Raw genomic sequence first — 24325 nt, forward strand, 5'->3', positions numbered from 1 at the left:
TACGAGCCGCCCCGGAATGACGGGGGACCTCAAGAGGGGAAACGCAATGCCCGTACCGCAACATATCTTCGAGCCGCCGTTCAATATCATCCGCTCGAGTCACGTCGTGCTCGACGTGACCGACCTGAAGCTCAGCCGCGCGTTCTACGAGAGCACCGTCGGCCTGCATGTCGAGGACGCCGACGACGAAGTCGTGTATCTGCGCGCTTCTGAAGAGCATCAGCACCACTCGCTGGTGCTGCGGAAAGCCGCCGGTCCCGCCTGCAACCGCCTCGGCTTCAAGGTCGGCAACGAGAAGGATCTCGACAAGGCTGCCGCGTTCCTCTCCGAGAACGGAATGGGCTACGCGTTCGTCGACCAGCCGTACCAGGGCCGCACGCTGCAATTCACCGACCCCTTCGGCTTCCAGATCGAGCTGTATGCGTCGATGGAGCGGCGGCCACATCTGCTGCGCCGCTACGACCTCTACCGGGGCTGCCATCCGCAGCGGCTCGACCATTTCAACGTTTTCGCCGCCGAGGTGCAGGACACCGTCGAATTCTATGCCCGGCTCGGCTTCCGTCTCACCGAATACGCCGAGGAGGACGGACCGAACGGGCGCATCGCCGCTGCCTGGATGCATCGCAAGGGCAATGTCCACGACTTCGCCATCACCAATGGCAAGGGCCCGCGGCTGCACCATTTCGCCTATTGGACGCCGACGGCGATGAACATCATCCATCTCTGCGACGTCATGGCCTCGCAGGGCTTCGTGAAGAACATCGAGCGTGGCCCCGGCCGCCACGGCATCTCGAATGCGTTCTTCCTCTACGTCCGCGACCCCGATGGACACCGGCTCGAACTCTATACCAGCGACTATTTCACCGGCGATCACGACCACGAGCCGCTGCGCTGGTCGCTGCGCGATCCGCGCCGCCAGACATTGTGGGGCGCACCTGCCCCGCGCTCCTGGTTCGAGCAGGGCTCGCTGTTCTCAGGGCAGACCGTGCGCGAGCCGAAGTTCGTGGCCGACGTGCTGGTGGCGGATTGATGCTTGTAGTCGGAAACTCTCAAGCTGTCGTCCCGGCGAAGGCCGGGACCATAACCACAGGGAGACGTTTGACGAAAGTTGGTCGTTCGGGATTGCCACGGCGCACTATCGGTAGATCACGCGGTATGGGTCCCGGCCTTCGCCGGGACGACAAAGGAACAATGAGCAGCCAATGACACTCCCTCGCCTCGCCACCTACTCCGTCAAGGGTGCTATCAGCTACGGCGCCGTCGTCGATGGCGGCATCGTCGATCTCTCCGCGCGCCACGCCAAGGACTATCCGACGCTGCGCGAGGTGATCGCGGCAGGAAAGCTCGCGAGCCTCGCCGAAGAGGCCGCCGGCCGCGCGCCCGATCATGCGCTGAGTGACATCATCTGGCTGCCGCCGGTGCCCGCGCCGGAAAAGATCATCTGCATCGGCGTCAACTATCCCGACCGCAACGCCGAGTACAAGGACGGCCAGGACGCACCGAAATATCCGAGCATGTTCATGCGCTCGCCGCGCTCCTTCGTCGGCCACGACACACCGCTGGTGCGCCCGCGCGCCTCGGCGCAGCTCGACTATGAGGGCGAGATCGTGCTGGTGATCGGCAAGCAAGGCCGGCATATTCCGGAAAGTTCGGCGCTCGATCACATCGCCGCGCTGACGCTCTGCAACGAAGGCTCGGTGCGCGACTGGCTGCGCCATGCCAAGTTCAACGTCACGCAGGGCAAGAACTTCGATTCCAGCGGCAGCCTCGGCCCGTGGCTGGTGCCCTACACGCAGGAATCGCAGGTCGCCGACATCCGCCTCACCACCCACGTCAACGGCGAGTTGCGGCAGGACGACCGCACCAGCCGGCTGATGTTCCCGTTCCGCTATCTCATCAGCTATATCTCGACTTTCGCAACGCTCGTCCCCGGTGACATCATCGTGACGGGCACGCCGACCGGCGCTGGTGCACGGTTCGATCCGCCGCGCTATCTGAAGCCCGGCGATGTCATTGAGGTCGAGGCGGAAGGCATCGGAAAATTGCGCAACGGCGTCGTCGACGAAGCCTGAACAAGAATTGAAATGGAATAGTGCCATGACCACCCTCACCGGCGGCGAAGCGATCGTAAGCGGCCTTGTCGCCCACGGCGTCGACACCGTATTCGGCCTGCCCGGCGCGCAGGTCTACGGCCTGTTCGACGCCTTCCACCAGGCGCAGCTCAAGGTGATCGGCGCGCGGCACGAGCAAGCCTGCGGCTATATGGCGTTCGGCTATGCGCGCTCCAGCGGCAGGCCCGGCGTGTTCAGCGTGGTGCCCGGTCCCGGCGTGCTCAACGCCAGCGCCGCGCTGCTCACCGCCTTCGGCTGCAACGAGCCGGTGCTATGCGTCACCGGCCAGGTGCCGACGCAGTTTCTGGGCAAGGGCCGCGGCCATCTGCACGAGATGCCGGATCAGCTCGCGACCTTGCGGACCTATGTGAAATGGGCGGATCGCATCGAATATCCCGGCAACGCGCCGACGACCGTCGCGCGTGCCTTCCAGGAGATGACATCCGGACGGCGTGGCCCCGCCTCGGTCGAGATGCCCTGGGACGTCTTCACCCAGCGCGCGGACACGGCTGCAGCACAGGTGCTGGAGCCTTTGCCCGCGCCGCAGCCCGACCCCGATATGATCAAGCAGGCGGCCGCGCTGATCAGGAACAGCAAGGCGCCGATGATCTTCGTCGGCAGCGGCGCGATCGAAGCGCGCGAGGAGATTCTCGAACTCGCCGAGATGATCGACGCGCCGGTCGTCGCCTTCCGCAGCGGCCGCGGCATCGTCTCCAATGCGCATGAGCTCGGCCTGACGATGGCGGCAGCCTACAAGCTGTGGCCGACGACAGATTTGATGATCGCGATCGGCACGCGCGCCGAACTGCCGGCATCGGGCTTCCGCTGGCCGTATCAGCCGAAGGGGCTGAAATCCATTCGTGTCGATATCGATCCGGCCGAGATGCGCCGGCTCGCCTCCGATGTCGCTATCGTCGCCGACGCCAAAGCCGGCACGGCCGATCTCGTCGCAGCCGTGAAGAAGGCCGGCTACGCCAGGACCAGCGGCCGGCGCGGAGACATCCGCGAGGCCACGGGATCGGCGCAAGCCGAGATCCAGCGCATCCAGCCGCAGATGGCGTATCTCAACATTCTGCGCGAGGTGCTGCCGGCGAATGCGATCGTGACCGATGAATTGTCCCAGTTCGGTTTCGCATCCTGGTACGGCTTTCCGATCTACGAGCCGCGCACCTTCATCACATCAGGCTATCAGGGCACGCTCGGTTCGGGCTTCCCGACCGCGCTCGGCGCCAAGGTCGCCAATCCCGACAAGCCGGTGGTGGCGATCACCGGCGACGGCGGCTTCATGTTCGGCGTGCAGGAACTCTCCACCGCCGTGCAGTTCAACATCGGCGTGGTGACGCTGGTGTTCAACAACAACGCCTACGGCAATGTCCGCCGCGACCAGCGGGAGCGCTTCGACGGCCGCGTGGTGGCGTCCGATCTGGTCAACCCGGATTTCGTCAAGCTCGCCGAGTCCTTTGGCGTCGCATCCGCGCGCGTCACCGCGCCGGACCAGTTCAAGGCGGCGATGGAGAAGGCGCTGGCCCATGGCGGGCCGTATCTGATCTCCGTGGAAGTGACGCGGGACTCGGAAGTCAGCCCGTGGGCATTCATTCATCCGCCGAAGCCTTGAGGTCGTTCCGGGACGATGCGCAGCATCGAACCCGGAACCGCGAGATTCTCAGGTGCAACTGCGCACCATAGTTCGCGCTAACGCGCGTCCCGGAATGACGAACGCGAACGTCAGCGCGTCCTTCGGAATGTCAAATTGACCCGCTTGCGGCCAAGCAGCGCATGCTCGCCGTCGGCGAGCGGCGCGACGCCGTGATAGGCGAGCCTGCTTGGCCCGCCCCAGACCACGACGTCCCGATGCACCAAGCGGAAGCGGCGCGGCTTGTCGGTGCGCGCCACGCCGCCGAACAAGAACGTCGCGGGCAGGCCGAGCGAGACCGAGACGATCGGCGCCGAGTAATCCAGCTCGTCCTTGTCCTGGTGCAATGACAGCCGCGTGCCGGGCTCGTAGCGGTTGACGAGGCACGCATCGGGCGCAAAGCCGGTAAACCCGCCCTGCTCCGCCGCGCGGCGGGCGATATCGCGGAGCACCGGCGGCATCGCCGGCCATGGCGCGCCGGTACGCGGGTCGATGGGATCATAGCGATAGCCGGTATGATCGGTGATCCAGCCGCGCTCGCCGCAATTGGTCATGGCCACCGACATCAAATGACCGCCAGGCGTGGTCATGCGGCGGAACGGCGACTGCGCCACGATGGCGCGCACGGCTTCGATCAGCTCGCTCTCGATCGGCTTGACGAAACCGCGCAGCAGAACGGCGCCGTCGGCGATCTCCTCGCGTGACGGCTGGGCTTCGGCAACCGTATCAAACAGATCAGCCGTCAATCGCAGCGCTCATTTGGCATCATGAAAGATCACACCCAGCGTGTGGCGCTGGCCGGACCTGATCCTGCTGACGCCGTGGCGCATGTTAACGCGGTAGGTGCCGCGTGTCCCCTGCACAGGGCGGTGATGCACGGCAAAAGTGACGGCGTCGCCCTGCGCGAGCGGAACCACCTCGGCGCGGGACTGCATGCGCGGGCGCTGCTCGGTCAGCACGAACTCGCCGCCGGTGAAATCGCGGCCGGGCTCCGACAAGAGGATCGCGACCTGGAGCGGGAACACGTGCTCCCCATAAAGATCCTGATGCAGGCAGTTGAAATCGCCGGCCTCGTATTGCAGCAGCAGCGGCGTCGGTCGCGCCTGCCCGGCCTCGTGACAGCGCTTCAGGAATCCGGCGTGAGCAGCGGGATAGCGGATGTCGATCCCCATCGCCTCGTTCCAGTGATTGGCGACGGCCTGGAGATGCACGTAGAGCGCCGGCCGCAACTGCGCGATCAGGTCCGGCAGCGGGTAGGAGAAATATTTGTACTCGCCGCGACCAAAGCCGTGGCGGCCCATGACGATGCGGCTGCGGAAGTTGGCGTCGTCGGGATAGAGCATGGCGACGGCGTGGCATTGGTCCGGCGTGAGCAGGCCCCTCAGGACGGCGCAGCCCTGGGCGTCGAGCTCGGCGGTGATCTGGGGCCAGTCGAGGGCATCGACGTAGGTGGCGAGGTCGGCTGCGGAAGATTGGGCTGATTTTCGCGCGGTCATTGTCATAGCGATCACCCTTGCAGTCCGACGTTCACCGCGCCACCCGATTTCCGACGACTATCTCCCCGTCATTGCGAGCGTAGCGAAGCAATCCAGAGTCCCTCCGCGGAACCAGTCTGGATTGCTTCGTCGCAAGGGCTCCTCGCAATGACGGCGGAGAGAGCTTCGCTGCAATGACGGCGGGGAGAGACCTTAGCCCCTCACCGGCAACGTCACCACGTCATAACCGTGCTTGATCGTCCGCTTCAGCACGGGGTCTTCCAGCTCGAACTCGAAACGGTCGGCGGGGCGGATACCGCCCTTCGCCGCAAACGTGCCGCCGAACATGGCGCAGCCGTCGGGGAATTTCCCATCCTCGAAGCCACGCGCGATCAGGTCGGCGACCGGAAGCATCGCGTCGAGCCTGCCCTCCTGATAGAGCACGCGCTCGCCCTTGATGGTGGCCCACGAGCGCAGGATCATCCTGTCCCAATGGCCGATGACGTCCTCAAGCTCCCATAGCCTGGACGCGATCGGCTTGTCGCACATCTGCTTGGACACCGTGACGTTGTAGGCCTCCACCTTGCGGTCGGTGTGGTCAGAGCCGCAGCCGACGAAAATGCGGCCCTGCCAGCCGATCAGCACGAACTCGACCTCGCCGCTGGAATCTCCGCCAGTGCACTCGATGCTATCTTCCATCGTCAGGCGCCGCGCCGAGGCACGGTAGTAGATCGGCGTCGAGGCCGGCGGGGCGATACCCATCTCCTGCAGCTCGGCAATGTGCTTGTCGCGCGCGACCGGATCGCGGCCGGTCCAGCCGGCGATGACCATCTGGTCGATCGCCAGCGTCAGCGGCGTGGTGGTGTCCTGGGCGTCGACGGTGAAAGTCAGGTCAAACACGAATTACGGCCTCCATGCCGGCAGCAAGCTCGAAGATACGGCGGTCTGATCCGCCCGCGCCCGCCAGCATCAGGCCGACGGGAATCTCACCCTCGCGATGCGCCGGCAGCGAGATGGCGCAGCCGTCGATCATGTTGATCAGGGTGCAATTGCGCAGCGCGCGCAGGTTTTGCGTGGTGAACGCCTTGTCGTCGGCAAGATCCGAAATTTTCGGCGGCGTGTTGGCGGTGGTCGGCAGCACCAGCGCGTCATAGGGCGCGATGCGCGCATTGACGCGGGCGATCAGCGAGCGGCGCTCGTGGAGAAGATCGATGTAGTCCGCCGCGCTCTGCGCCTCGCCGCGCATGATGCGCACGAAGACTCGGGGATCGTAAACGTCGCCCTTGGACGCGAGGAGGTAGCGATGCCAGGCATAGCTTTCCGAAGCCGCAAAGCCGCCCTTGGCGTTCATCGGCCCGATGTCGTGGAATTCGGCCATCTCGATGCGCTCGATGACCGCACCGTGATCGGCGAGGCTCTTGAGCGCACGCTCGAATGTCGCCGACACAGCCGCGTCGAGGTCGTCGAGCGCGATCGTGGTCGGCACCGCAAGCCGCATGCCCTTGACCGGCCGCGGCTTCAGCGGAACGGTCGGCTCGTTCGCCAGCACGGCATCGAGAATGGCACAGCAGCTGACCGATCGTGCCAGCGGCCCGATGCTGTCGAGCGAGAATGACAGCGGCACAGCTCCGTCGAGCGGCACGCGCCGCTGCGTCGGCTTGTAGCCGACGATGCCGTTATAGGCCGCCGGAATCCGGCAGGAGCCGCCGGTGTCGGTGCCGAGCGCGCCATGCGCCATGCCGTCGAGCACGGAGACCGCGGCGCCCGAAGACGAACCGCCGGGCACGTGGCCCTCGGCCCGGTTCCAGACGCCCTTTGGCGTGCCGTAATGCGGATTGATGCCGATGCCGGAATAGGCGAACTCGGTCATGTTGGTGCGCCCGATCACGACGAAGCCGGCCTTGCGCAGCCGCGCCACCGTGGGGGCATCCTGTTCGGCCGGCGAGGAATCGTCGAGCGCGCGGGAGCCGGCGCGCGTCACCTGGCCCTTGATGTCGAAGAGATCCTTGATCGAGACCGGGATACCGGCGTAGCGCGACGGCGCCGCCTTCACCTTGCGCAAACCGTCCATCGCATCCGCCGCCGCGAGCGCGGCGTCCTTGTCGACATGGATGAAGGCACGCTGCCCCTCGCCGGCCGGATCGGCGATTTTGGCGATGCAAGCCTCGACCAGCTTGCGGGAGGTGGTGCGGCCGCTTTCGAGGTCTTCGGCGAGCTTCGTCAGTGTCGGAAAATCGGGCATGTCTGTCTCACGGAATATTTGCGCGCAATGTATAGCGCTGCCTCACTTCGACACAAGCATTGTGCGCATGATGGCATGCATGCGCATTGCTGGACCGTTGACGCGCCATGGTCGATTGTCGCATCAAGATCGCAACAGCCGGGCTCAGCTTGGCCTTGGGAGGACCTGCCGAGATGGCCGAACCGCAGCGCGCGCGACCTAAACCGACGCCCGAGACCCAGCATTTCTGGGACGGCACCAAGGCGGGCGAGTTGCGCCTGCAGCGCTGCGACGCCTGTGCGCATGTCTATTTCCCGCCGCGCCCGTTCTGCCCGTCCTGCGCCTCGCGCAAGGTCAGCATCTTCAAGGCGAGCGGCAAGGGCTTCCTCTACAGCTACGTGATCAACCATCGTCCCGCCGCGCCCGGCTTCACGCCGCCTTACGCGATCGCGGTGGTTGAACTTGCCGAGGGGCCGCGGATGATGAGCAACATCATCGACTGCCCGCAGACGCCGGAGGCGCTCGAACTCGACATGAAGCTCGAGGTCGCCTTCGAAGCGCTCGATGACAAGATCACCCTCCCCGTGTTCCGTCCGGCGAAGGGGTAGCCCATGCGCAGCAATCAGGTTGCCGTCGTCGGCGCGGCCGAGACCACCGAACTCGGTGTCATCCCCAACGTCTCGCAGCTCCAGCTTCACGCGGATGCGGCGCTCAATGCCATCGCCGATGCCGGGCTGAAGCTGTCCGACATCGACGGCTTCGCCACGGCGGTCGAAACGCCGCAACAAGTCTGCCACTATCTCGGCATCAAGCCGACCTGGGTGGACGGCACCTCGGTCGGCGGCTGCTCCTTCATGCTGCACGTCCGCCATGCCGCCGCGGCAATCGAGGCCGGCCTGTGCAAGACCGTGCTGATCACGCATGCCGAGAGCGGCAAGTCGATGATCGGCAAGGCGCCGCGCTCGACGGCTCCTGACAGCCTGAACGGCCAGTTCGAGGCGCCGTTCGGCGTCTACGGCCCGCCCAGCATGTTCCCGATCCCCGTGCTGCGCTTCATGAAGACCTACGGCATCACCCACGAGCAGATCGCCTCGGTCGCGGTGGTGCAGCGGGAATGGGCGGCGAAGAATCCGCGCGCGATGATGAAGGATCCGATCACGGTCGCAGACGTCCTCAACTCGCGCATGATCGCCTATCCGTTCCGCCTGCTGCAATGCTGCCTCGTCACCGACGGCGGCGGCGCGCTGATCCTGACCTCTGCCGACCGTGCCAAGGATTTTCCGCGCAAGCCGGTCTACATCATGGGCACCGGCGAGAGCGTGGAGACGCCGATGGTCAGCCAGATGGAGACTTTCAATTCCTCGCGCGCGTTCAAGACCGCGGGGCCGCTGGCGTTCAAGGAGGCCGGCATCGCGCACAAGGACGTCGACCATCTCATGATCTACGACGCTTTTGCGCATCTGCCGCTGTTCGGCCTCGGCGATCTCGGCTTCATGCCGCACGAGGAGACCGGAAAGTTCATCGCCGACGGCAACACGCGGCCGGGGGCTAAGCTTCCGCTCAACACCAATGGCGGCGGCTTGAGCTACATGCATTCGGGCATGTACGGCATGTACGCGCTCCAGGAGAGCGTGCGGCAGATGCGCGGCATCGCGCCGGCGCAGGTGGCGAATGCGAAGATTTCCGTGTGCCACGGCGTCGGCGGCATGTTCGCCGCGTCGGGCACGATCGTGTTTACGAACGAGAGGTAATGAGCTGCTCGCCTCTCCCTCGCCCCGTTCTTACGGGGAGAGGGTTGGGGTGAGGGGCTGCTTCCACACACTCGGACTCGCGGAGAGTCCCCCTCACCCGGATCGCATCTTCGATGCGATCCGACCTCTCCCCGCAAGCGGGGCGAGGTAAGAAAACAGGAGATCCACATGACGAAATCACTGCAAGACAAGGTCATCATCGTCACCGGCGCAGGCCGCGGCATCGGGCGGGAGATCGCGCTGCTCTGCGCTGGCGAGGGCGCCAAGGTCGTCGTCAACGATCCCGGCGTCGCCGCCGACGGCGCCGGCACGAGCGCCGCGCCCGCAGAGGAAGTGGTCGAGGAGATCAAGAAGCGCGGCGGCACCGCCGTCGCCAATTTCGAGTCGGTGGCCGAAGCGATCCCCGCCAGCAAGATCGTCAAGACCGCGACCGATCATTTCGGCCGGCTCGACGGCGTCGTCAACAATGCCGGCATTTTGCGCGACATGATCTTCCACAAGATGAGCGTGGAAGCGTTCGAGGCCGTCATCAAGGTGCATTTGATGGGCTCGTTCTACGTCAGCCACGCCGCGGCGCGGATCTTCCGCGAGCAAGAAAGCGGCTCGTTCGTGCACTTCACCTCGACCTCCGGCCTGATCGGCAACTTTGGCCAAGCCAATTACGCCGCCGCCAAGCTCGGCATCGTCGGCCTGTCGAAGTCGATTGCGCTCGACATGGGCCGCTTCAACGTTCGCTCCAACTGCGTCTCGCCGTTCGCCTGGACCCGCATGATCGGCACCATCCCGACCGAGACCGAAGCCGAGAAGGCGCGCGTCGAGAAGATCAAGCAGATGGGACCGGAGAAGATCGCGCCGATCTGCGCCTATCTGCTCTCCGACGCCGCCAAGGACGTCTCCGGGCAGATCTTCGGCGCACGCATGAACGAGCTGTTCCTGTTTAGCCAGAACCGTCCGCTGCGCTCGGTGCATCGGAGCGAAGGCTGGACGCCGCAATCGATCGCGGAACACGGCATGCCGGCGCTGAAGGGCTCGTTCTACAAGCTCGACCGTTCCGCCGACATCTTCCCCTGGGATCCCGTCTAAGGATTCCGTATAGCCGCATTATCGGCATCCCTGCCCTGCGATCTCCGGTTGTCTGGTCCGGAGATCGCTCCGCTTTATGCCTAATTGCAGGCGGATGGTGGCCTCCCAACACAACTTTGGGAGGAAACCATGACAAGAATGCTGACCAACTCAGACGACACGACTTCAAGCGAGCGTGGCGGCCTTGGCCGCCGCACGCTCCTCAAGGGCGCCGCGACTGTCGCCGCATCTGCCCTGCTCGCCTCACGCGCGGACGCCCGCGACTTCGGCACCAGCGCCGAGCCGCAACGCTATCCCGACCCTGACATCATCCCTATCGATCCCAAGCGCTTCAAGGCCAAGGTCGGCAACACCGCGATCAAGCGGCTCTATACCGGCTGCCTGTGGGCGGAAGGACCGGCGTGGAATGCGCAGGGGCAATATCTCGTCTGGAGCGACATCCCCGCCAACCGGCAGCTTCGCTACCTCGACGACGACGGCCACATCTCCGAGCAGTTCCACAAGCCGTCGAACGAAGCCAACGGCAACTCGTTCGACACCGAGGGACGCCAGCTCAGTGCCGAGCGCACCCGGCTCGTCCGCTACGAGCATGACGGCTCGCTGACGACGCTGGCCGAGCAGGCGGGTGGCAAGCCGCTCAACGGTCCGAACGACATGGTGGTGCATCCCAACGACAAGGCGATCTGGTTCACCGATCCCGGCTACGGCGCGATCAGCATCTACGAGGGCAAGCTTGCCAATACCGGCTCGCTGCAGCCACATCAGAAGGAAGCGGTCTATCGCCTTGATCCGCAGAGCGGCCAGGTCGCGAAGGTGGCCGACGAGCCATTCAAGCCGAACGGCATCGCTTTCAGTCACGACTACAAGAAGCTCTATGTGTGCGACACCGGCATCACGCATTATCCGCAGGCCGAGAATGTGGTGTGGTCCTACGACATCGACGGCGCGAAGCTGTCGAACCCGAAGAAGTTGATCGACATGAAGCTCGAGGGCAAGTCGGGATTCCCCGACGGGCTGCGCGTCGACACCGAGGGCAACATCTGGGTCGGTGCCGGCTGGGTCGGACCCGGCTATGACGGCGTGCAGGTGTTCGCGCCAAACGACGGCGCGCGCATCGGGCAGATCCTGTTGCCCGAGACCTGCGCCAACGTCTGCTTCGGCGGCAAGAAGCGCAACCGGCTGTTCATGACCGCGAGCCAGTCGCTCTATGCGGTGTATGTGGAGACGCAGGGCGCGCATTTTTGTTGAACGACCGCCGTCATTCCGGGGCGGCTCGCAGAGCCGAGCCCGGAATCTCGAGGTTCCGGGTTCGATGCTTCGCATCGCCCCGGAACGACGGGCCTGAATTACCCCGTATTCCTCAGCCCTGCCGAAATGCCGTTGATCGTCAGCTGAATCCCGCGCAGCACCTGTTCGTCCGGGTTCTGCGCGCGGTGCTCTTTCAGCAGCTCGACCTGCACGTGGTTGAGCGGGTCGAGATAGGGGAAGCGGTGGCGCACCGAGCGCTCCAGTAGCGGGTTGCCTTGCAGCAGACGGTCCTGGCCCATGATGTCCAGCAGCGTCTCGATGCAAGAATGCCATTCGCGGCGGATGCGGCCGAAGATTTTTTCACGCAAGGCTTCGTCCGGCACGAGCTCGGCATAGCGCGAGGCGATCGCGATCGAGCTCTTAGCCAGCACCATGTCCATGTTCGACAACAGCATGCGGAAGAACGGCCATTCCTTGTAGAGCTCCTTGAGGAACGGCATGCCCTTGTCGGGATGCTCCGCGATCCACTGCTCGACGGCGCTGCCAAAGCCGTACCAGCCGGGCAGCATCAGGCGGCATTGCGCCCAGGAGAACACCCAGGGGATCGCCCGCAAATCCTCGATCGCCCGGGTCTTCTTGCGCGAGGCCGGACGGCTGCCGATATTCAGCGTCGCGATTTCGTTGATGACGGTGGACGCCCAGAAATAATCGACGAAGCCGTCGGTCTCGTAGACGAGACCGCGATAGGCCTTGAAGGCGAGACTTGAAAGCTCGTCCATCGCGGTCAGGTATTCGCGCCGCGGCGCGCTCTGGCGCGGATGCAGGAGGCTCGCTTCCAGCGTCGCGGCGGCCAGGATCTCGAGATTGTTGCGGCCGACTTCGGCGTTGGAATATTTCGACGAGATGATCTCGCCCTGCTCGGTGATGCGGATCTGGCCGTTCACCGCGCCGCCCGGCTGGGCGATGATGGCGTCATAGCTCGGTCCGCCGCCGCGGCCGACCGAACCGCCGCGGCCGTGGAACAGACGCAGCCGCACGCCATGGCGCTCGAACACGTCGACGAGGCCGATCTCGGCCTTGTAGAGCTCCCAGCCCGAAGTGACGAAGCCGCCGTCCTTGTTCGAGTCCGAATAGCCCAGCATGACCTCCTGCACGCCGCGGCGGCTGTCGACCAGGCGGCGGTAATCATGCAGCGAGAGCATGCGGTCCATGATGGCGCTGGAGGCCTGCAAATCCTCGATGGTCTCGAACAGCGGCACGACGTTGATGGCGCTGCGGCCGGAGGGATGGACGAGACCGACCTCCTTCAGGAGCACCGCGACCTCGAGCATGTCAGACATGCCCTTGCACATCGAGATGATGCATTGGGGAATGGCGTCCGAGCCGAACTTCGCATGCGCCTCCGCGGCGGCATGGAAGACGTTGAGCTCGCCCATCGTCTCGTCGCTGTACTTGACGAACGGCGACACCAGCGAGCGCGTCGAGCGCAGCTCGTTGGTGAGCAGGGAGATGCGCGCGTCCTCGCCGAGCGCGAGATAGGACATCCCGGGGTTGGCGGCGTCCATCAGCTCGGCGATGGTGCGCTCGTGCACCGCCGAGTTCTGGCGGATGTCGAGCCGGGCCAGATGGAAGCCGAAGCAGTCCACCGCACGCCGCAGCAGCCGGAGCCGGCCGCGGGCGATGACGCCGGCATTGTTGGAGATCAGCGAGCGGTGCAGCACGTCGAGATCGGCCTTGAACTCCCCGACGGTGTCATACGGCGCGCCCTTGCCGACCGGCCGGCGCGTGATCTCGACCTGAAGCATTTCGGCCGTGGCGGTGAGGCGCGCATAGATGCCCGAGACCGCGAGGCGATAAGGCTCGCCGCTCCGGTGCGGCGAGGTATCGGGCGAGCGCTCCGCCAGCGTGCGCAGCTCCTCGGACACGTCGGCGAGATGCGCTGCGATCGACAGCTCGGAGCCGAGCACGTGCAGCTCATTGAGATAGAATTGCATCACCCGGCTCGACTGCAGCCGCAGCGTGCCGCGCATGACGTCGGCGGTGACGAAGGGATTGCCGTCGCGATCGCCGCCGATCCAGCTGCCCATGCGCAGGAACGAGGCGAGTTCGCCGGCCGCCTGCTCACCGCCCTCCTCCAGCCGGTCCTCCAGCGCGTTGACCAGCCGCGGCACCTCGCGGAGAAACGTGTAATCGTAGAACGACAGGCCGTTGGCGACCTCGTCGAGCACGGTGAGCTTGGTCCGGCGCAAGAGATTGGTCTGCCACAGCGTCAGCACCTCGCGGCGGAGCTGCTCGTCGCTGGCGGCGGCCTCCTCCGCCGTCAGCGCGACGCGCTCGCGACGATCGAGCAGGGCTGCGACCTCCATCTCGCGGTCCATCGTGCTCTTGCGGCGGACCTCGGTCGGATGCGCGGTCAGCACCGGGCTGACCAGCGCGCTCTTGAAAAAGTTGCGCAGGGCGTCGGCACCGATGCCCGCCGCCCTGGCATGAGCGAGCGTCTCGGCCAGCACGCCGGAGCCGCCGCCCTTGTTGGCGCGCATCTGGCGGATGTTGTTCTGGTCCTCGGCGATGTTGGCGAGGTGGGAGAAATAGCTGAAGGCGCGGACGATGCGCACCGTCTCCGAGGTCGACATGCTGTCGAGGATCTGCTCGAGCTCGCGGCGGGCGAGCCGGTCCTCATCGCGGTGGAACCGGATCGAGGTCTGCCGGATGCGCTCGACCAGGTCGAACAAATCGGCGCCCTCCTGGTCGCGCACGGTGTCGCCAAGGATGCGCCCGAGCAGGCGGATGTCGTCCCGCAGCCGCACATCCGCCTCCAGCGCCTGGACATCCTCGGGGCGGTTGGGGCGAGGCTCAGTAGCGTCGGATGGTAATGTCTGGAGGGACATGGCTCGCTCCCCTGGTTCGAGCTCGCTTGACTGCCCGGCTCAGCCGAGTGTGCGATATTTTTCTGCCGCAGTGCAAGGTGAACTTGGTGGCGGCGCACACTAGGGGCAATGGTTTCGTGCCCCGGACGCAGCGCAGGCGCGCCGCGTCTTCGCGGCGTGATGCGCTGCAGAGCCGGGGCCAGCTGAGAGCCCGGCGTTGATCCGCTTCAGGGTCCCGGCTCTGCGCAGCAGCGCTGGCGCGTTGCAGCGCGTCCGGGACACGAGTCCTCGCGATAAACATGCCTTCGCGATCTCGCGGCGCGAGCGCCCGAGCTTTGCTGTCCGTTTCGCCCTCATCGAGAAGAAAGGGCGCAGGGAAGGCCGGGCGCCGGCTGGCACCCAGGGTCCGCACGCGAAAAACGCACGCGGGGGTGACCACAGGTGATGCCGGAACAGCCGGCCTTCCCTGCGCAATGGTTTTACGGCTTATGGCGCGCTCTCCCCGGGGAGCGATGCACTATTGCCCCCGTCGCCTTGCGGATGATCGATGCACGCACCGGGTCGGGCCGCACATCCCCGCAAGCCTTGACGCACAGACCCCGGGCGTCAGGACCACACGCTTTTGCCGTCCGCGGACGTCCCTCCCCGGACATCCGGAAGCTCGCGCGTGCTCGCCCCCGAAGCCGAAAAGAAACGCTGTGACCGCGCCGGGTCGTTCGCGCGGATCGCGATGGCTCACGGGGGTCGCCCGCCCTGCCACCTCGTCCCACGCCGGCGCTGCCGCGTCCATCGCATCCCGGCTCACGTATCGTGACGATCGCGAAACGCCCTTTTTAGCGGGCCGGGATAGAGTGCGGTTTAACCGAAGAGCTGAATTCGGTCAATCAGAATATTAGAGCACAGATCGATTGACCTTCATGTGGCGTGTTTTGCCCGTCGGGCAACGCGAGGAATCGTGGGCGGAAGCGTTGACTGAGCGCCCGCCCAACTCCGATCTCGGGACAATAGTGGCGCTTACCAGTGGTGATGGTGCCGCCAGCCATAGTGATGGCCTCGGCCTCTGCCCCAGCCGTAATGATGACCACGGCCGCCGTGATGACCCCACCCGTGGCCACCGCCATGTCCGTGGCCGCCCTTGACCTCGATGGTGTCAGTCTGGGACGCGCCCAGTGCGTCCGGCTTGGCAACGGGCATCGCCGAAGAAGATGTGGGTGTTAAAGCAACGGCTACCGCCGCAAAGCCGACCAAGCAAAGCCACTTCATGCAATCGCCTCCCGATAAGAATGAGCCAAGGGCAAGCCAGCCGCGGCACATTCCGCGTTCGCTCCCGCTCGTCAACAATGAGGGCGGGAAAAAGTTGCAATGAATGTGATGCCTTGCGGAGGGGCATGATTCCTATGCCACGTTGAAGCAGCACGCGTAGGATGGGTTGAGCCCTTGCGAAACCCATCATGCTCCGTCATCGGCGGACGGTATGATGGGTTTCGCTGACGCTCTACCCATCCTCCGGGCTGAGCAAGCGCCTCGTCCTTCGAGACGATCGCTTCGCGGTATCCTCAGGATGAGGCTGAGCTACGTCGGGATTCGTTAAAGGTGCAACCACGTGTTCCGCCCTCATCCTGAGGGCCCGCCAACGGCGGGCGTCTCGAAGGATGTGCCGCGGGGACGTTTGCGAGTCTCCTAAGCCGGCACGATCACCTTGCCGATCGGCCAGAGCGCGATGCCCGCGAGCTTCAGATGAGCCCAGGCGAAGGGGATGCCGATGATGGTGATCGCGAGGGCCAGGGCGGTGAGGAGGTGGCCGAGCGCCAGCCACCAGCCGGCGAGCACGAACCAGATGATGTTGCCGATCACCCCGAGCGGGCCGGTGCCGATATCGCTCATGCCGGTGACATCATAGCGGTTGACCGCCCGCGAGCCGAACGGCATCAGCGTGTAGACGGCGATGTTGAACGCCGCCCGCGCCCAGGGCAGACCGATGATGGTGACGGCCATGATGACCGCGGCCACCAGCCAGCCGAACGCCATCCAGGCGCCGCCGATGAGTATCCAGAGCAGGTTGAGCAGGATGGAAACGGGAGCCATGGGATGATCCGTGAGACGTGATCCCGTGAGTATAGCACGATGAGCGAGGTTGCGGTCCATGAAGCCGCTCACGAATTCGCGGGCTCGTGTAGCCGGGATGAGCGAAGCGACATCCGGGTCTTATTATCCCGGTATCGCTTCGCTCACCCGGGCTACGCACGTCAGATCTTCCGCCCCGCCTGCTCCCAATAGGGATCGCGCAGGCGGCGCTTGAAGATCTTGCCGGAATCTTCGCGCGGCAGCCCGGCCCGGATCTCGATGTGCTTTGGGACCTTGTAGTCGGCGAGTGACGCCTTCAGTCGCTTACGAATATCGGTGGCATCCAGCGTAACGTCGGCCTGCGGCTCGACCACCGCCATCAGCGCTTCGCCGAATTCGGCATCGGGGATGCCGAACACCGCGCAATCATGCACGCCGGGCACCGCATGCAGCACGGATTCGATCTCGGCCGGATAGATGTTGACGCCGCCCGAGATCACCATGTCGCGCTTGCGATCGCAGATGAAGACGTAGCCCTCTTCGTCGATATAGCCGACATCGCCCGAGGTGATGAAGCCGTCGCGATCGATCTCGGCGCGTTTCTCCGGCTTGTTGTGGTAGGTGAAATCGGCCATTCCGGCCATGCGCGAGTAGATCTCGCCGATCTCGCCCACGCCGAGCACGCGTCCGTCCTCGCCGATGAAGCGCAGCTCGGCGCCGGGCGAAATCTTGCCGACGGTGCCGGGCTTCCTCAGCGCGTCCTCGGAGGTCGCGAAGGTGACGGCGCTGGATTCGGTCGAGCCGTAGAATTCATAGATCACCGCCCCCCACCATTCGATCATGGCTCGCTTGACGTCCGCCGGACAGGGTGCTGCGGCATGGATGATATGGCGCAGCGAGGAGACGTCGTATTGCTTGCGCACGTTCTCCGGCAGCTTCATCAAGCGGATGAACATGGTCGGCACCATGAAGATGGTGTCGATTTTGTAGCGCTCGATCAGCTCGAGAAATTCCTCGGCCTCGAACCGTGGCATCAGCACAAGTGCACCGCCGAGTTTTCCCGCGCGGATGCCGAACGAGTTCGGCGCGGAATGATAGAGTGGACCCGGCAGGATCGTGCGGGCACCGGGCTTCAGGCCGTAGATCATCGCGCGCATGCGTTCGCCGGCAGCCGCCTGTTCCGGCGTCGGCGCATTGCGCCGTACGCCCTTGGGATGGCCTGTCGTGCCCGAGGTGTAGATCATGTTCGTGGGCTGCGGCACGATCGGGCCGTCATAGCGCTGGAATGCCGCGAGCCATGACTCGAAATCGATCGCGAAGTCCGGCGTCTTCAGATGATCGGGATCGATTCTGTAGCTGGACAGGATCTCCGGCGGCGTCGGCACGCTGAGCACGGTGACGCCTTTCGGGATCGCATCGCGCAAGGCATGCAGCATGTCGGCATGGCCGATCAGCACGGAGGTGCCGGTGTCGTTCAGGATGTAGGTGATCTCTTCCGGCTTGAAGTGCCAGTTGATCGGTACGCCGTAGGCGCCCAGCCGCATCGTGGCATAGGCGGCTTCCAGAAAAGCGATATCGTTGCGCATCAGCATGCAGACGCAATCGCCCTGGCGGACGCCGAGCTTGCTGAGGCCGGCGGCGATGCGGTCGACACGATCAGCGATCTCGGCATGGGAGCGGCTGCGCTCGCCGGAGACGATGCCGAGGAAATTTGAGGTTTCGCTCATTTGTTTTTCTTTGTTGTTCGAAGATGTCCCTCATGGTGAGGAGGTGCAAAGCGCCGTGTCGAACCATGAAGGCCCGTGGCCGATCCCTCGAGACGCCGCTTCGCTGCTCCTCGGGATGAGGTCTGCGCTAATCCGCAAACTTGGGCGCGCGCTTCTCCAGGTTTGCACGCACCGCCTCGGTCTGGTTCGCACTGCCGATCAGCTTCTGCTGCTCGACGGACTCGGCGAGCAGTGCGGGGCCCGGATCGACCGAGAGATTGTTGAGCAGGCGTTTTGCGGCGCGGATCGCATCGGGACTCTTGCCGGCGATCTCGCGCGCGACGTCGAGCGCGGTAGCGCGCGGGTCGTCGCAGATGCGCGTGGCAAGACCGTAGGCCATCGCCTCCTGCGCCGAGAAGATGCGGCCGGTGTAGGTGAGATCCCGCAGAATGTCGTCACGCACGAGCGAGGCCAGGATCGGCGTGCCCGCCATGTCCGGCACCAGCCCCCATTTGATTTCCATCACCGACATTCGCGCATCGGGGGTGAGGAAGCGCATGTCGGCGCCGAGCGCGAGCTGGAAGCCGCCGCCGAAGGCGACGCCCTGGATCGCGGCGATCACCGGCACCGGAAGCTGGCGCCAGCCCCACACCGCCTGTTGCGCAAAATTCGCCTGGCCGTACGTACGCGCTGTGAGATCGCGATTTTCGCCACCCGGAATTCCGTTGCCGCCCTTCTCCTTCATGGCGGCAAAACGCCCCATGTCGAGACCGGCGCAGAAAGCGCGGCCTTCGCCCGACAGCACGACGACGCGCACGCTCTTGTCCTTTGCAAGCCGCTCGGTTGCAGCGACAAGGGCCTCGAACATGGCTTGATCCAGCGCATTCATCTTGTCCGCGCGCACCAGCCGAACATCGGCGACGCCTTCCGAGATCGAGATCGAGACGCGCTCTTCCATGGATCAATTCTCCCGTGGTTCCCGGCTGTTCTTGTTCGGTGCCGCTTTACAGGACGACGGCGGCCGGATTTAGTCAATCGATCAATTAACCGACAATCGCGACGGGGGAAACAGCCATGTTCAAGGAAAATCTTCTGGCGGGACGGCGCATCCTCGTGACCGGCGGCGGCACCGGGCTTGGCAAGTCGATGGCGGCGCGCTTCCTCCAGCTCGGCGCCGAGGTACACATCTGCGGCCGGCGCAAGATCGTCTGCGACGAGACCGCCACCGAGCTGATGGCCGAGTATGGCGGCCGCGTGAGCAGCCACGGCGTCGACATCCGCAACGCGCTCGCGGTCGAGGAGATGATCGAGACCATCTTTCGCGACGGCCCCCTCACCGACCTCATCAACAACGCCGCCGGCAATTTCATCTCGCGTACCGAAGAGCTGTCGCCGCGCGGCTTCGACGCCGTCGCCAACATCGTCATGCACGGCACGTTCTACGTGACGCATGCGGTCGGCAAGCGCTGGATCGCGTTGAAGCAGCCCGGCAACGTCGTCTCGATCACCACGACCTGGGTGCGCAACGGCTCGCCTTACGTGGTGCCGTCGGCGATGAGCAAGTCGGCGATTCACGCCATGACGATGTCGCTCGCGACCGAATGGGGCCGCTATGGCATCCGGCTGAACACGATCGCGCCGGGCGAGATCCCGACCGAGGGCATGAGCAAGCGCATCAAGCCCGGCGACGAAGCCGGTGCACGCACCAAGGCGATGAATCCGATGGGCCGCGTCGGCACCATGGAGGAGTTGCAGAACGTCGCCGTGTTCCTGATCTCCGGCGGCTGCGACTGGATCAGCGGCGAGACCATCGCCATGGACGGCGCCCAGGCGCTCGCGATGGGCGGCAATTTCTACCAGCTCCGCGACTGGAGCGACGAGGACTGGAAAACCGCGCGCGAAAGCATCATGGCGCAGAACGAAAAGGACCGGGCGAAGCGGGGGTGATCTCTTTGTAACGGGAGGCCTGAAGACGTCGTTCCACACTCCGTCGTCGTCCCGGCCCCCGTGCGCAATTGCGCACTAGGCCGGGACGACGTTGTTGAGATAGCGACGCCTCACTTCCCCCTCCCGCCATCTTGTCATCACCCACGGATGACGCCACACTCCGCGGCATAAAAACAAAACGTCACGGGAGAAACATGACCACACAGCCATTGGCCAATCTCGCTGACATGGTGCGCGAGCGCGCCAAGAGCCGCGGCAACGCCATCGCCTATGAGTTCGAAGGCCGCGTCACCAGCTTTGCCGAATTCGACATCAAGACCAATCGCGTCGCCAATGCGCTGATCGCGATGGGTGTGAACAAGGGCGAGCGCGTCGCCTATCTCGGCAAGAACAGCGATATCTATTTCGAGCTGCTGATGGGCGCCATGAAGGCCGGCGTGGTGATGGCACCGGTGAACTGGCGGCTCGCGGGCCCCGAGGTCGCCTTCATCGTGAGCGACTGCAAGGCGCCGGTGCTGTTCGTGGGACCTGAGTTCATCACCCAGGTCCGCCAGATCAGGGACCAGTTGCCGGGCGTGCGCAGCGTCATCACCACCGAGGGCGGCGCGCCGGAATGGCAGGATTTTACGGCCTGGCGCGATGCACAGAGTGACGACGATCCCAAGGTGCCGATCGCGACCCGGGACATCGCGATCCAGCTCTATACGTCGGGTACGACAGGCAAGCCGAAGGGTGCGATGCTGTCGCATGCGAACTTCCTCAACCTCGTGCAAACAGGCAATGCCGAGGACAAGCCCGAGTGGAACCGGTGGTCGACCGACGACGTGTCGCTGGTCGCGATGCCGATCTTCCACATCGGCGGCTCCGGCTGGGGCGTGATGGGGCTCTATCACGGCGCCCGCGGCGTGATCGCGCGCGAGTTCGATCCGACCAAGGTGTTGGATTTCTTCGAGCAGTCGGGCATCACAAAGCTGTTCATGGTGCCGGCCGCGATGCAGTTCGTGGTGCGGCAGCCGCGCGCCAGGACGGTCGATTTCTCGCGATTGAAGTACATGCTGTACGGAGCCTCCCCAATTCCGGCCGCGCTGTTGAAAGAGTGCATCGACATCTTCAAATGCGGCTTCGTGCAGATGTACGGCATGACCGAGACCACCGGCACCATCGTCGCGCTGCCGCCGGAGGACCACGTCGAGGGGCTGGAGCGGATGCGCTCGGCCGGCAAGGCGCTGCCGGGCGTCGAGATCGGAATCCTCGACATCGACGGCAAGCCGCTGCCGCCGCGCGAGGTCGGCGAGATCGCGACTCGCTCGGGCTCCAACATGGCCGGCTATTGGAACCTGCCGGAAGCGACCGCCGCGACGCTGCGCGGCGACGGCTGGCTGCGCACCGGTGACGCCGGCTACATGGACGAGGACGGCTACCTCTACATCCACGACCGCATCAAGGACATGATCATCTCCGGCGGCGAGAACATCTACCCGGCCGAAGTCGAGAGCGCGCTGTGCGATCATCCCGACGTCGCGGAAGCCGCCGTGATCGGCATCCCCGACGACAAATGGGGCGAGGCGGTGAAGGCCGTCGTGGTGATGAAGCCGGGCAAGCAGGCGACCGCCAACGACATCATCAACTTCACCCGCGAGCGCATCGCCGGGTTCAAGACGCCGAAGAGCGTGGAGTTCTTGCCGGCGCTGCCGAGGAATCCGTCAGGCAAGATCTTGCGGCGGCAATTGCGCGAGCCGTATTGGGCGGGGAAGGACCGGCGGGTGAATTAGGCCCGCTCTATCCACATCGTCGTCCCGGCGAAGGCCGGGACCCATAGCCACCGAACGCAGTTCGGCGAAGACTGGCAATTTACCAGTTCATCCCAAACCCCTCCCTGGGGTTATGGGTCCCGGCCTTCGCCGGGACGACTCCGGGGAGAGACCGCGCGCAATATCCCTAATGCTTCCCCGGCCCCATATAGCCGAACAAAAATCCCGCCACCTTGCGGATCTGGATCTCCTCGCTGCCCTCGGTGATGCGATAGCGGCGGTGGTGGCGGTAGATGTGCTCGAACGGCTTGTGGCGTGAATAGCCCATGCCGCCATGGACCTGCATGGCGCGGTCGGCGGATTCGCAACAGAGGCGGTTTGCCCAGTAGTTGCACATGGAGACGCGGTCGGAGAGCGTCCGCTCGATCTGCTCCTCGGTGAGCTTGTCCATTTCCCAGGCGGTCTTGCGGATCAACAGGCGCAGCATCTCGGCCTGCGTCGCCAGCTCGACCAGCGGGAACTGGATCGCCTGGTTCTCGGCCAACGCCTTGCCGAACGGTTTGCGCTCGCGCGCATATTTCACGCTCTCGTTGATGCAGTAGACTGCAGCGCCGAGCGAGCTCGCGGCCTGGCGGATGCGGTTCTGATGGACAAAACATTGCGCCAGCGACAGGCCGCGGCCGACCTCGCCGAACAGCGCGTCCTCCGGCACGAACACGTCGGTGAAGCTGACGCGGGGATGATCGGTCGGCATGTTGAAGGTCCACATGTACTCTTCGATCTTCACGCCGTCGCTCTTGGCCGGCACCAGGAAGCAGGTGATGCCGCGCGCGTCGCCGTCATTGCCGCTAGTGCGCGCGAACAGCGCGCAGTGGGTGGCGACGTGCATGCCGGTCGTCCACATCTTCTCGCCGTTGATGATCCAGCCCTTGACGTTGTCGCGGGTCGCGGGCACCGCGCGCGTTTCCATGTGGGTGGCATCGGAGCCATGATTTGGCTCGGTCAGGCCGAAGGTGATGCGGTACTTGCCCTTGATCGAACCGTCGATCATCGCCTTCTGGTCGTCGCGGCCGTAGCGGTCGAGCATGGTGGCGACGGGAAAATTGCCGACGATGGAATGCTCGTTCTGGAGATCGTTGTGCAGGCCGAGCCCCTTGGCGGCAAAGTGCTCGCGGATGACCGCCATCCAGAGGTTGGAGCCATCCTTGCCGCCATATTGTTTCGACACCGCAAAACGCAAATGACCGGCTGTGTCCGCGAGATCCTTCGCCTTGCGCAGCAGCGCTTCCCATTCGTGGCGCGGCAGGCCGCCATTCTCGAAATCAGTGCGCGCCCATTCGCGGCGATGGTCGAAGAAGCGGACGTTGTCGTCGGCTTCTTCCAGCGGCTTGATCTCGCGCTCGATGAAACGGTCGAGCTCCGCGAGATAGGCGACGAGATCGGCAGGCAGTGAGAAATCCACGAGTCTCTCCCGGATGATTTTTCGTTTTGCGTTAAGGCGCTACGCGCGCTTTTGCTTCTCACGATTAAGGTGAGAAGAGCTCGCGCAAGTCAAGCAATGCGAGGCGTGTCAGAGGCGCAAGGCGCGCCCGCGCAATTCGATGGTGTTGCGGCGCTGGCGCGCGCTAGTATAGCCACAATATTCCTTCACGAGAAAATGCTGGAGCGACCATGGAGCTGAAGTTCTCAAAGGTGGAACGCAAGGGGCCGATCACGATCGTCACGCTGTCGCGGCCCGAGGTCTACAACGCGCTGCACACCGATGCGCATTTCGAACTCCAGAAGGTGTTCGACGATTTCTCCGCTGATGCCGGGCAATGGGTCGCGATCGTCACTGGTAGCGGCGACAAGGCGTTTTGCGCCGGCAACGATCTGAAGTGGCAGGCGGCGGGCGGCAAGCGCGGCTGGGACAAGGGCGGCTTCGCCGGTCTCACCGCGCGCTTCGACTGCGACAAGCCGATCATCGCCGCCGTCAACGGCGTCGCCATGGGCGGCGGTTTCGAGATCGCGCTCGCCTGCGATTTGATCATCGCCTCGGAGAACGCGACCTTCGCCCTGCCCGAGCCGCGCGTTGGGCTGGCCGCACTCGCCGGAGGCGTGCACCGGCTGCCACGCCAGATCGGCTTGAAGCGCGCCATGGGCATGATCCTCACCGCGCGCCATGTCAGCGCCAAGGAAGGCTATGAGCTCGGCTTCGTCAACGAGGTGGTGCCGCAGGGCGAGGCGCTATCCGGCGCGTTGCGCTGGGCCGAGATGATCACCAAGAATTCGCCGATGTCGATCCGCGCCTCGAAGCAGGCGATCCAGAAGGGCCTCGGCGTCTCGCTGGAGCAGGCGATCGAGGAGCAGCGCGAATATCCGGCGGTGAAGGCGATGGTGGCCTCGCAGGATTACATCGAGGGACCGAAGGCGTTCGCGGAGAAGCGGCCGCCGAAATGGGTGGGGAAGTGAAGGGTCGCTCGGCTCAT

General features: G+C 64.7%; 19 protein-coding genes. 10 read left to right on the top strand and 9 right to left on the bottom strand.

What is annotated here, in order from left to right:
* The first annotated feature begins 46 nt into the window (after window positions 1-46).
* From hpaD to C7G41_RS10915, 3 genes are all read left to right on the top strand, one after another.
* Window positions 47-1030, top strand: a complete 984-nt coding sequence (gene hpaD / locus C7G41_RS10905) for a 3,4-dihydroxyphenylacetate 2,3-dioxygenase (protein ID WP_106942562.1) — start codon at window positions 47-49, stop codon at window positions 1028-1030.
* A 172-nt stretch (window positions 1031-1202) separates the two neighbouring features.
* Window positions 1203-2072, top strand: a complete 870-nt coding sequence (locus C7G41_RS10910; RefSeq protein ID WP_106942563.1) for a fumarylacetoacetate hydrolase family protein — start codon at window positions 1203-1205, stop codon at window positions 2070-2072.
* A gap of 25 nt (window positions 2073-2097) precedes the next feature.
* Window positions 2098-3726: a thiamine pyrophosphate-dependent enzyme gene (locus C7G41_RS10915; protein ID WP_106942564.1), complete on the top strand. Its 1629-nt coding sequence runs from the start codon at window positions 2098-2100 to the stop codon at window positions 3724-3726.
* Window positions 3727-3836: 110 nt separating this feature from the next.
* Here C7G41_RS10915 and alkB read toward each other — a convergent pair whose 3' ends face one another.
* From alkB to C7G41_RS10935, 4 genes are all read right to left on the bottom strand, one after another.
* A complete protein-coding gene (gene alkB / locus C7G41_RS10920) occupies window positions 3837-4490 on the bottom strand; it encodes a DNA oxidative demethylase AlkB (protein WP_106942565.1) in 654 nt (217 codons plus the stop codon).
* A gap of 9 nt (window positions 4491-4499) precedes the next feature.
* Entirely contained in the window at window positions 4500-5246 is a 747-nt protein-coding gene (locus C7G41_RS10925) for a 2OG-Fe(II) oxygenase (RefSeq protein WP_106942923.1), read from the bottom strand.
* Window positions 5247-5432: 186 nt separating this feature from the next.
* Complete coding sequence (locus tag C7G41_RS10930) at window positions 5433-6119, bottom strand: DUF2848 domain-containing protein (protein ID WP_106942566.1); 687 nt, start codon at window positions 6117-6119, stop codon at window positions 5433-5435.
* Window positions 6112-7461, bottom strand: a complete 1350-nt coding sequence (locus tag C7G41_RS10935; protein ID WP_106942567.1) for an amidase — start codon at window positions 7459-7461, stop codon at window positions 6112-6114. The genes C7G41_RS10930 and C7G41_RS10935 overlap by 8 nt, the downstream gene beginning before the upstream one ends.
* A gap of 173 nt (window positions 7462-7634) precedes the next feature.
* Here C7G41_RS10935 and C7G41_RS10940 point away from each other — a divergent pair, with 173 nt between their 5' ends.
* From C7G41_RS10940 to C7G41_RS10955, 4 genes are all read left to right on the top strand, one after another.
* Window positions 7635-8048: a Zn-ribbon domain-containing OB-fold protein gene (locus C7G41_RS10940; protein WP_027568974.1), complete on the top strand. Its 414-nt coding sequence runs from the start codon at window positions 7635-7637 to the stop codon at window positions 8046-8048.
* Window positions 8049-8051: 3 nt separating this feature from the next.
* A complete protein-coding gene (locus tag C7G41_RS10945) occupies window positions 8052-9191 on the top strand; it encodes a thiolase (protein ID WP_106942568.1) in 1140 nt (379 codons plus the stop codon).
* A 168-nt stretch (window positions 9192-9359) separates the two neighbouring features.
* On the top strand, window positions 9360-10274 hold the full coding sequence (locus C7G41_RS10950) for an SDR family oxidoreductase (RefSeq protein ID WP_106942569.1): 915 nt from the start codon (window positions 9360-9362) through the stop codon (window positions 10272-10274).
* Between the two features lie 129 nt (window positions 10275-10403).
* Window positions 10404-11522, top strand: coding sequence for an SMP-30/gluconolactonase/LRE family protein (locus tag C7G41_RS10955; protein ID WP_106942570.1), 1119 nt, complete (start codon window positions 10404-10406; stop codon window positions 11520-11522).
* A gap of 98 nt (window positions 11523-11620) precedes the next feature.
* On the opposite strand, the gene ppc is transcribed toward C7G41_RS10955, so the two are convergent.
* The 4 genes from ppc to C7G41_RS10985 form a co-directional block, all read right to left on the bottom strand.
* Window positions 11621-14410 carry a phosphoenolpyruvate carboxylase gene (gene ppc, locus C7G41_RS10965; RefSeq protein WP_106942571.1) on the bottom strand — a complete coding sequence of 930 codons (2790 nt, stop codon included), beginning with the start codon at window positions 14408-14410 and terminating at the stop codon, window positions 11621-11623.
* Between the two features lie 1659 nt (window positions 14411-16069).
* Complete coding sequence (locus tag C7G41_RS10975; protein ID WP_106942573.1) at window positions 16070-16474, bottom strand: YccF domain-containing protein; 405 nt, start codon at window positions 16472-16474, stop codon at window positions 16070-16072.
* A gap of 161 nt (window positions 16475-16635) precedes the next feature.
* On the bottom strand, window positions 16636-18180 hold the full coding sequence (locus tag C7G41_RS10980) for an acyl-CoA synthetase (RefSeq protein WP_106942574.1): 1545 nt from the start codon (window positions 18178-18180) through the stop codon (window positions 16636-16638).
* 127 nt (window positions 18181-18307) lie between these two features.
* Window positions 18308-19117 (bottom strand): crotonase/enoyl-CoA hydratase family protein, encoded by an 810-nt coding sequence (locus C7G41_RS10985; RefSeq protein WP_106942575.1) that lies wholly within the window; start codon window positions 19115-19117, stop codon window positions 18308-18310.
* A gap of 116 nt (window positions 19118-19233) precedes the next feature.
* On the opposite strand from C7G41_RS10985, the gene C7G41_RS10990 reads away from it, so the two are divergent.
* Window positions 19234-20106, top strand: coding sequence for an SDR family oxidoreductase (locus C7G41_RS10990; protein WP_106942576.1), 873 nt, complete (start codon window positions 19234-19236; stop codon window positions 20104-20106).
* A gap of 194 nt (window positions 20107-20300) precedes the next feature.
* Complete coding sequence (locus C7G41_RS10995; RefSeq protein WP_106942577.1) at window positions 20301-21878, top strand: fatty acid--CoA ligase; 1578 nt, start codon at window positions 20301-20303, stop codon at window positions 21876-21878.
* Window positions 21879-22044: 166 nt separating this feature from the next.
* Here the strand turns inward: C7G41_RS10995 and C7G41_RS11000 are convergent, their stop codons facing one another.
* Entirely contained in the window at window positions 22045-23319 is a 1275-nt protein-coding gene (locus C7G41_RS11000; protein WP_106942578.1) for an acyl-CoA dehydrogenase family protein, read from the bottom strand.
* Between the two features lie 209 nt (window positions 23320-23528).
* Between C7G41_RS11000 and C7G41_RS11005 the strand changes: the two genes are divergently transcribed.
* The gene (locus C7G41_RS11005) at window positions 23529-24308 is read left to right on the top strand and encodes an enoyl-CoA hydratase-related protein (RefSeq protein WP_106942579.1); all 780 of its coding nucleotides are present in this window, start codon (window positions 23529-23531) and stop codon (window positions 24306-24308) included.
* Window positions 24309-24325 lie beyond the last annotated feature (17 nt).

Source organism: Bradyrhizobium sp. MOS002 (genome assembly GCF_003020115.1).
Taxonomy (GTDB): Bacteria; Pseudomonadota; Alphaproteobacteria; order Rhizobiales; family Xanthobacteraceae; genus Bradyrhizobium.

What these genes read in the sequence shown, in the direction of transcription:
- C7G41_RS10980 (WP_106942574.1), bottom strand. Translation starts at nt 18,180, where the DNA reads ATGAGCGAAACCTCAAATTTCCTCGGCATCGTCTCCGGCGAGCGCAGC.
- C7G41_RS10935 (WP_106942567.1), bottom strand. Translation starts at nt 7,461, where the DNA reads ATGCCCGATTTTCCGACACTGACGAAGCTCGCCGAAGACCTCGAAAGC.
- hpaD (WP_106942562.1), top strand. Translation starts at nt 47, where the DNA reads ATGCCCGTACCGCAACATATCTTCGAGCCGCCGTTCAATATCATCCGC.
- C7G41_RS10925 (WP_106942923.1), bottom strand. Translation starts at nt 5,246, where the DNA reads ATGACAATGACCGCGCGAAAATCAGCCCAATCTTCCGCAGCCGACCTC.
- C7G41_RS10915 (WP_106942564.1), top strand. Translation starts at nt 2,098, where the DNA reads ATGACCACCCTCACCGGCGGCGAAGCGATCGTAAGCGGCCTTGTCGCC.
- C7G41_RS10910 (WP_106942563.1), top strand. Translation starts at nt 1,203, where the DNA reads ATGACACTCCCTCGCCTCGCCACCTACTCCGTCAAGGGTGCTATCAGC.
- C7G41_RS10950 (WP_106942569.1), top strand. Translation starts at nt 9,360, where the DNA reads ATGACGAAATCACTGCAAGACAAGGTCATCATCGTCACCGGCGCAGGC.
- C7G41_RS10985 (WP_106942575.1), bottom strand. Translation starts at nt 19,117, where the DNA reads ATGGAAGAGCGCGTCTCGATCTCGATCTCGGAAGGCGTCGCCGATGTT.
- C7G41_RS10940 (WP_027568974.1), top strand. Translation starts at nt 7,635, where the DNA reads ATGGCCGAACCGCAGCGCGCGCGACCTAAACCGACGCCCGAGACCCAG.
- C7G41_RS11005 (WP_106942579.1), top strand. Translation starts at nt 23,529, where the DNA reads ATGGAGCTGAAGTTCTCAAAGGTGGAACGCAAGGGGCCGATCACGATC.
- ppc (WP_106942571.1), bottom strand. Translation starts at nt 14,410, where the DNA reads ATGTCCCTCCAGACATTACCATCCGACGCTACTGAGCCTCGCCCCAAC.
- C7G41_RS10975 (WP_106942573.1), bottom strand. Translation starts at nt 16,474, where the DNA reads ATGGCTCCCGTTTCCATCCTGCTCAACCTGCTCTGGATACTCATCGGC.
- C7G41_RS10990 (WP_106942576.1), top strand. Translation starts at nt 19,234, where the DNA reads ATGTTCAAGGAAAATCTTCTGGCGGGACGGCGCATCCTCGTGACCGGC.
- C7G41_RS10945 (WP_106942568.1), top strand. Translation starts at nt 8,052, where the DNA reads ATGCGCAGCAATCAGGTTGCCGTCGTCGGCGCGGCCGAGACCACCGAA.
- C7G41_RS10955 (WP_106942570.1), top strand. Translation starts at nt 10,404, where the DNA reads ATGACAAGAATGCTGACCAACTCAGACGACACGACTTCAAGCGAGCGT.
- C7G41_RS10995 (WP_106942577.1), top strand. Translation starts at nt 20,301, where the DNA reads ATGACCACACAGCCATTGGCCAATCTCGCTGACATGGTGCGCGAGCGC.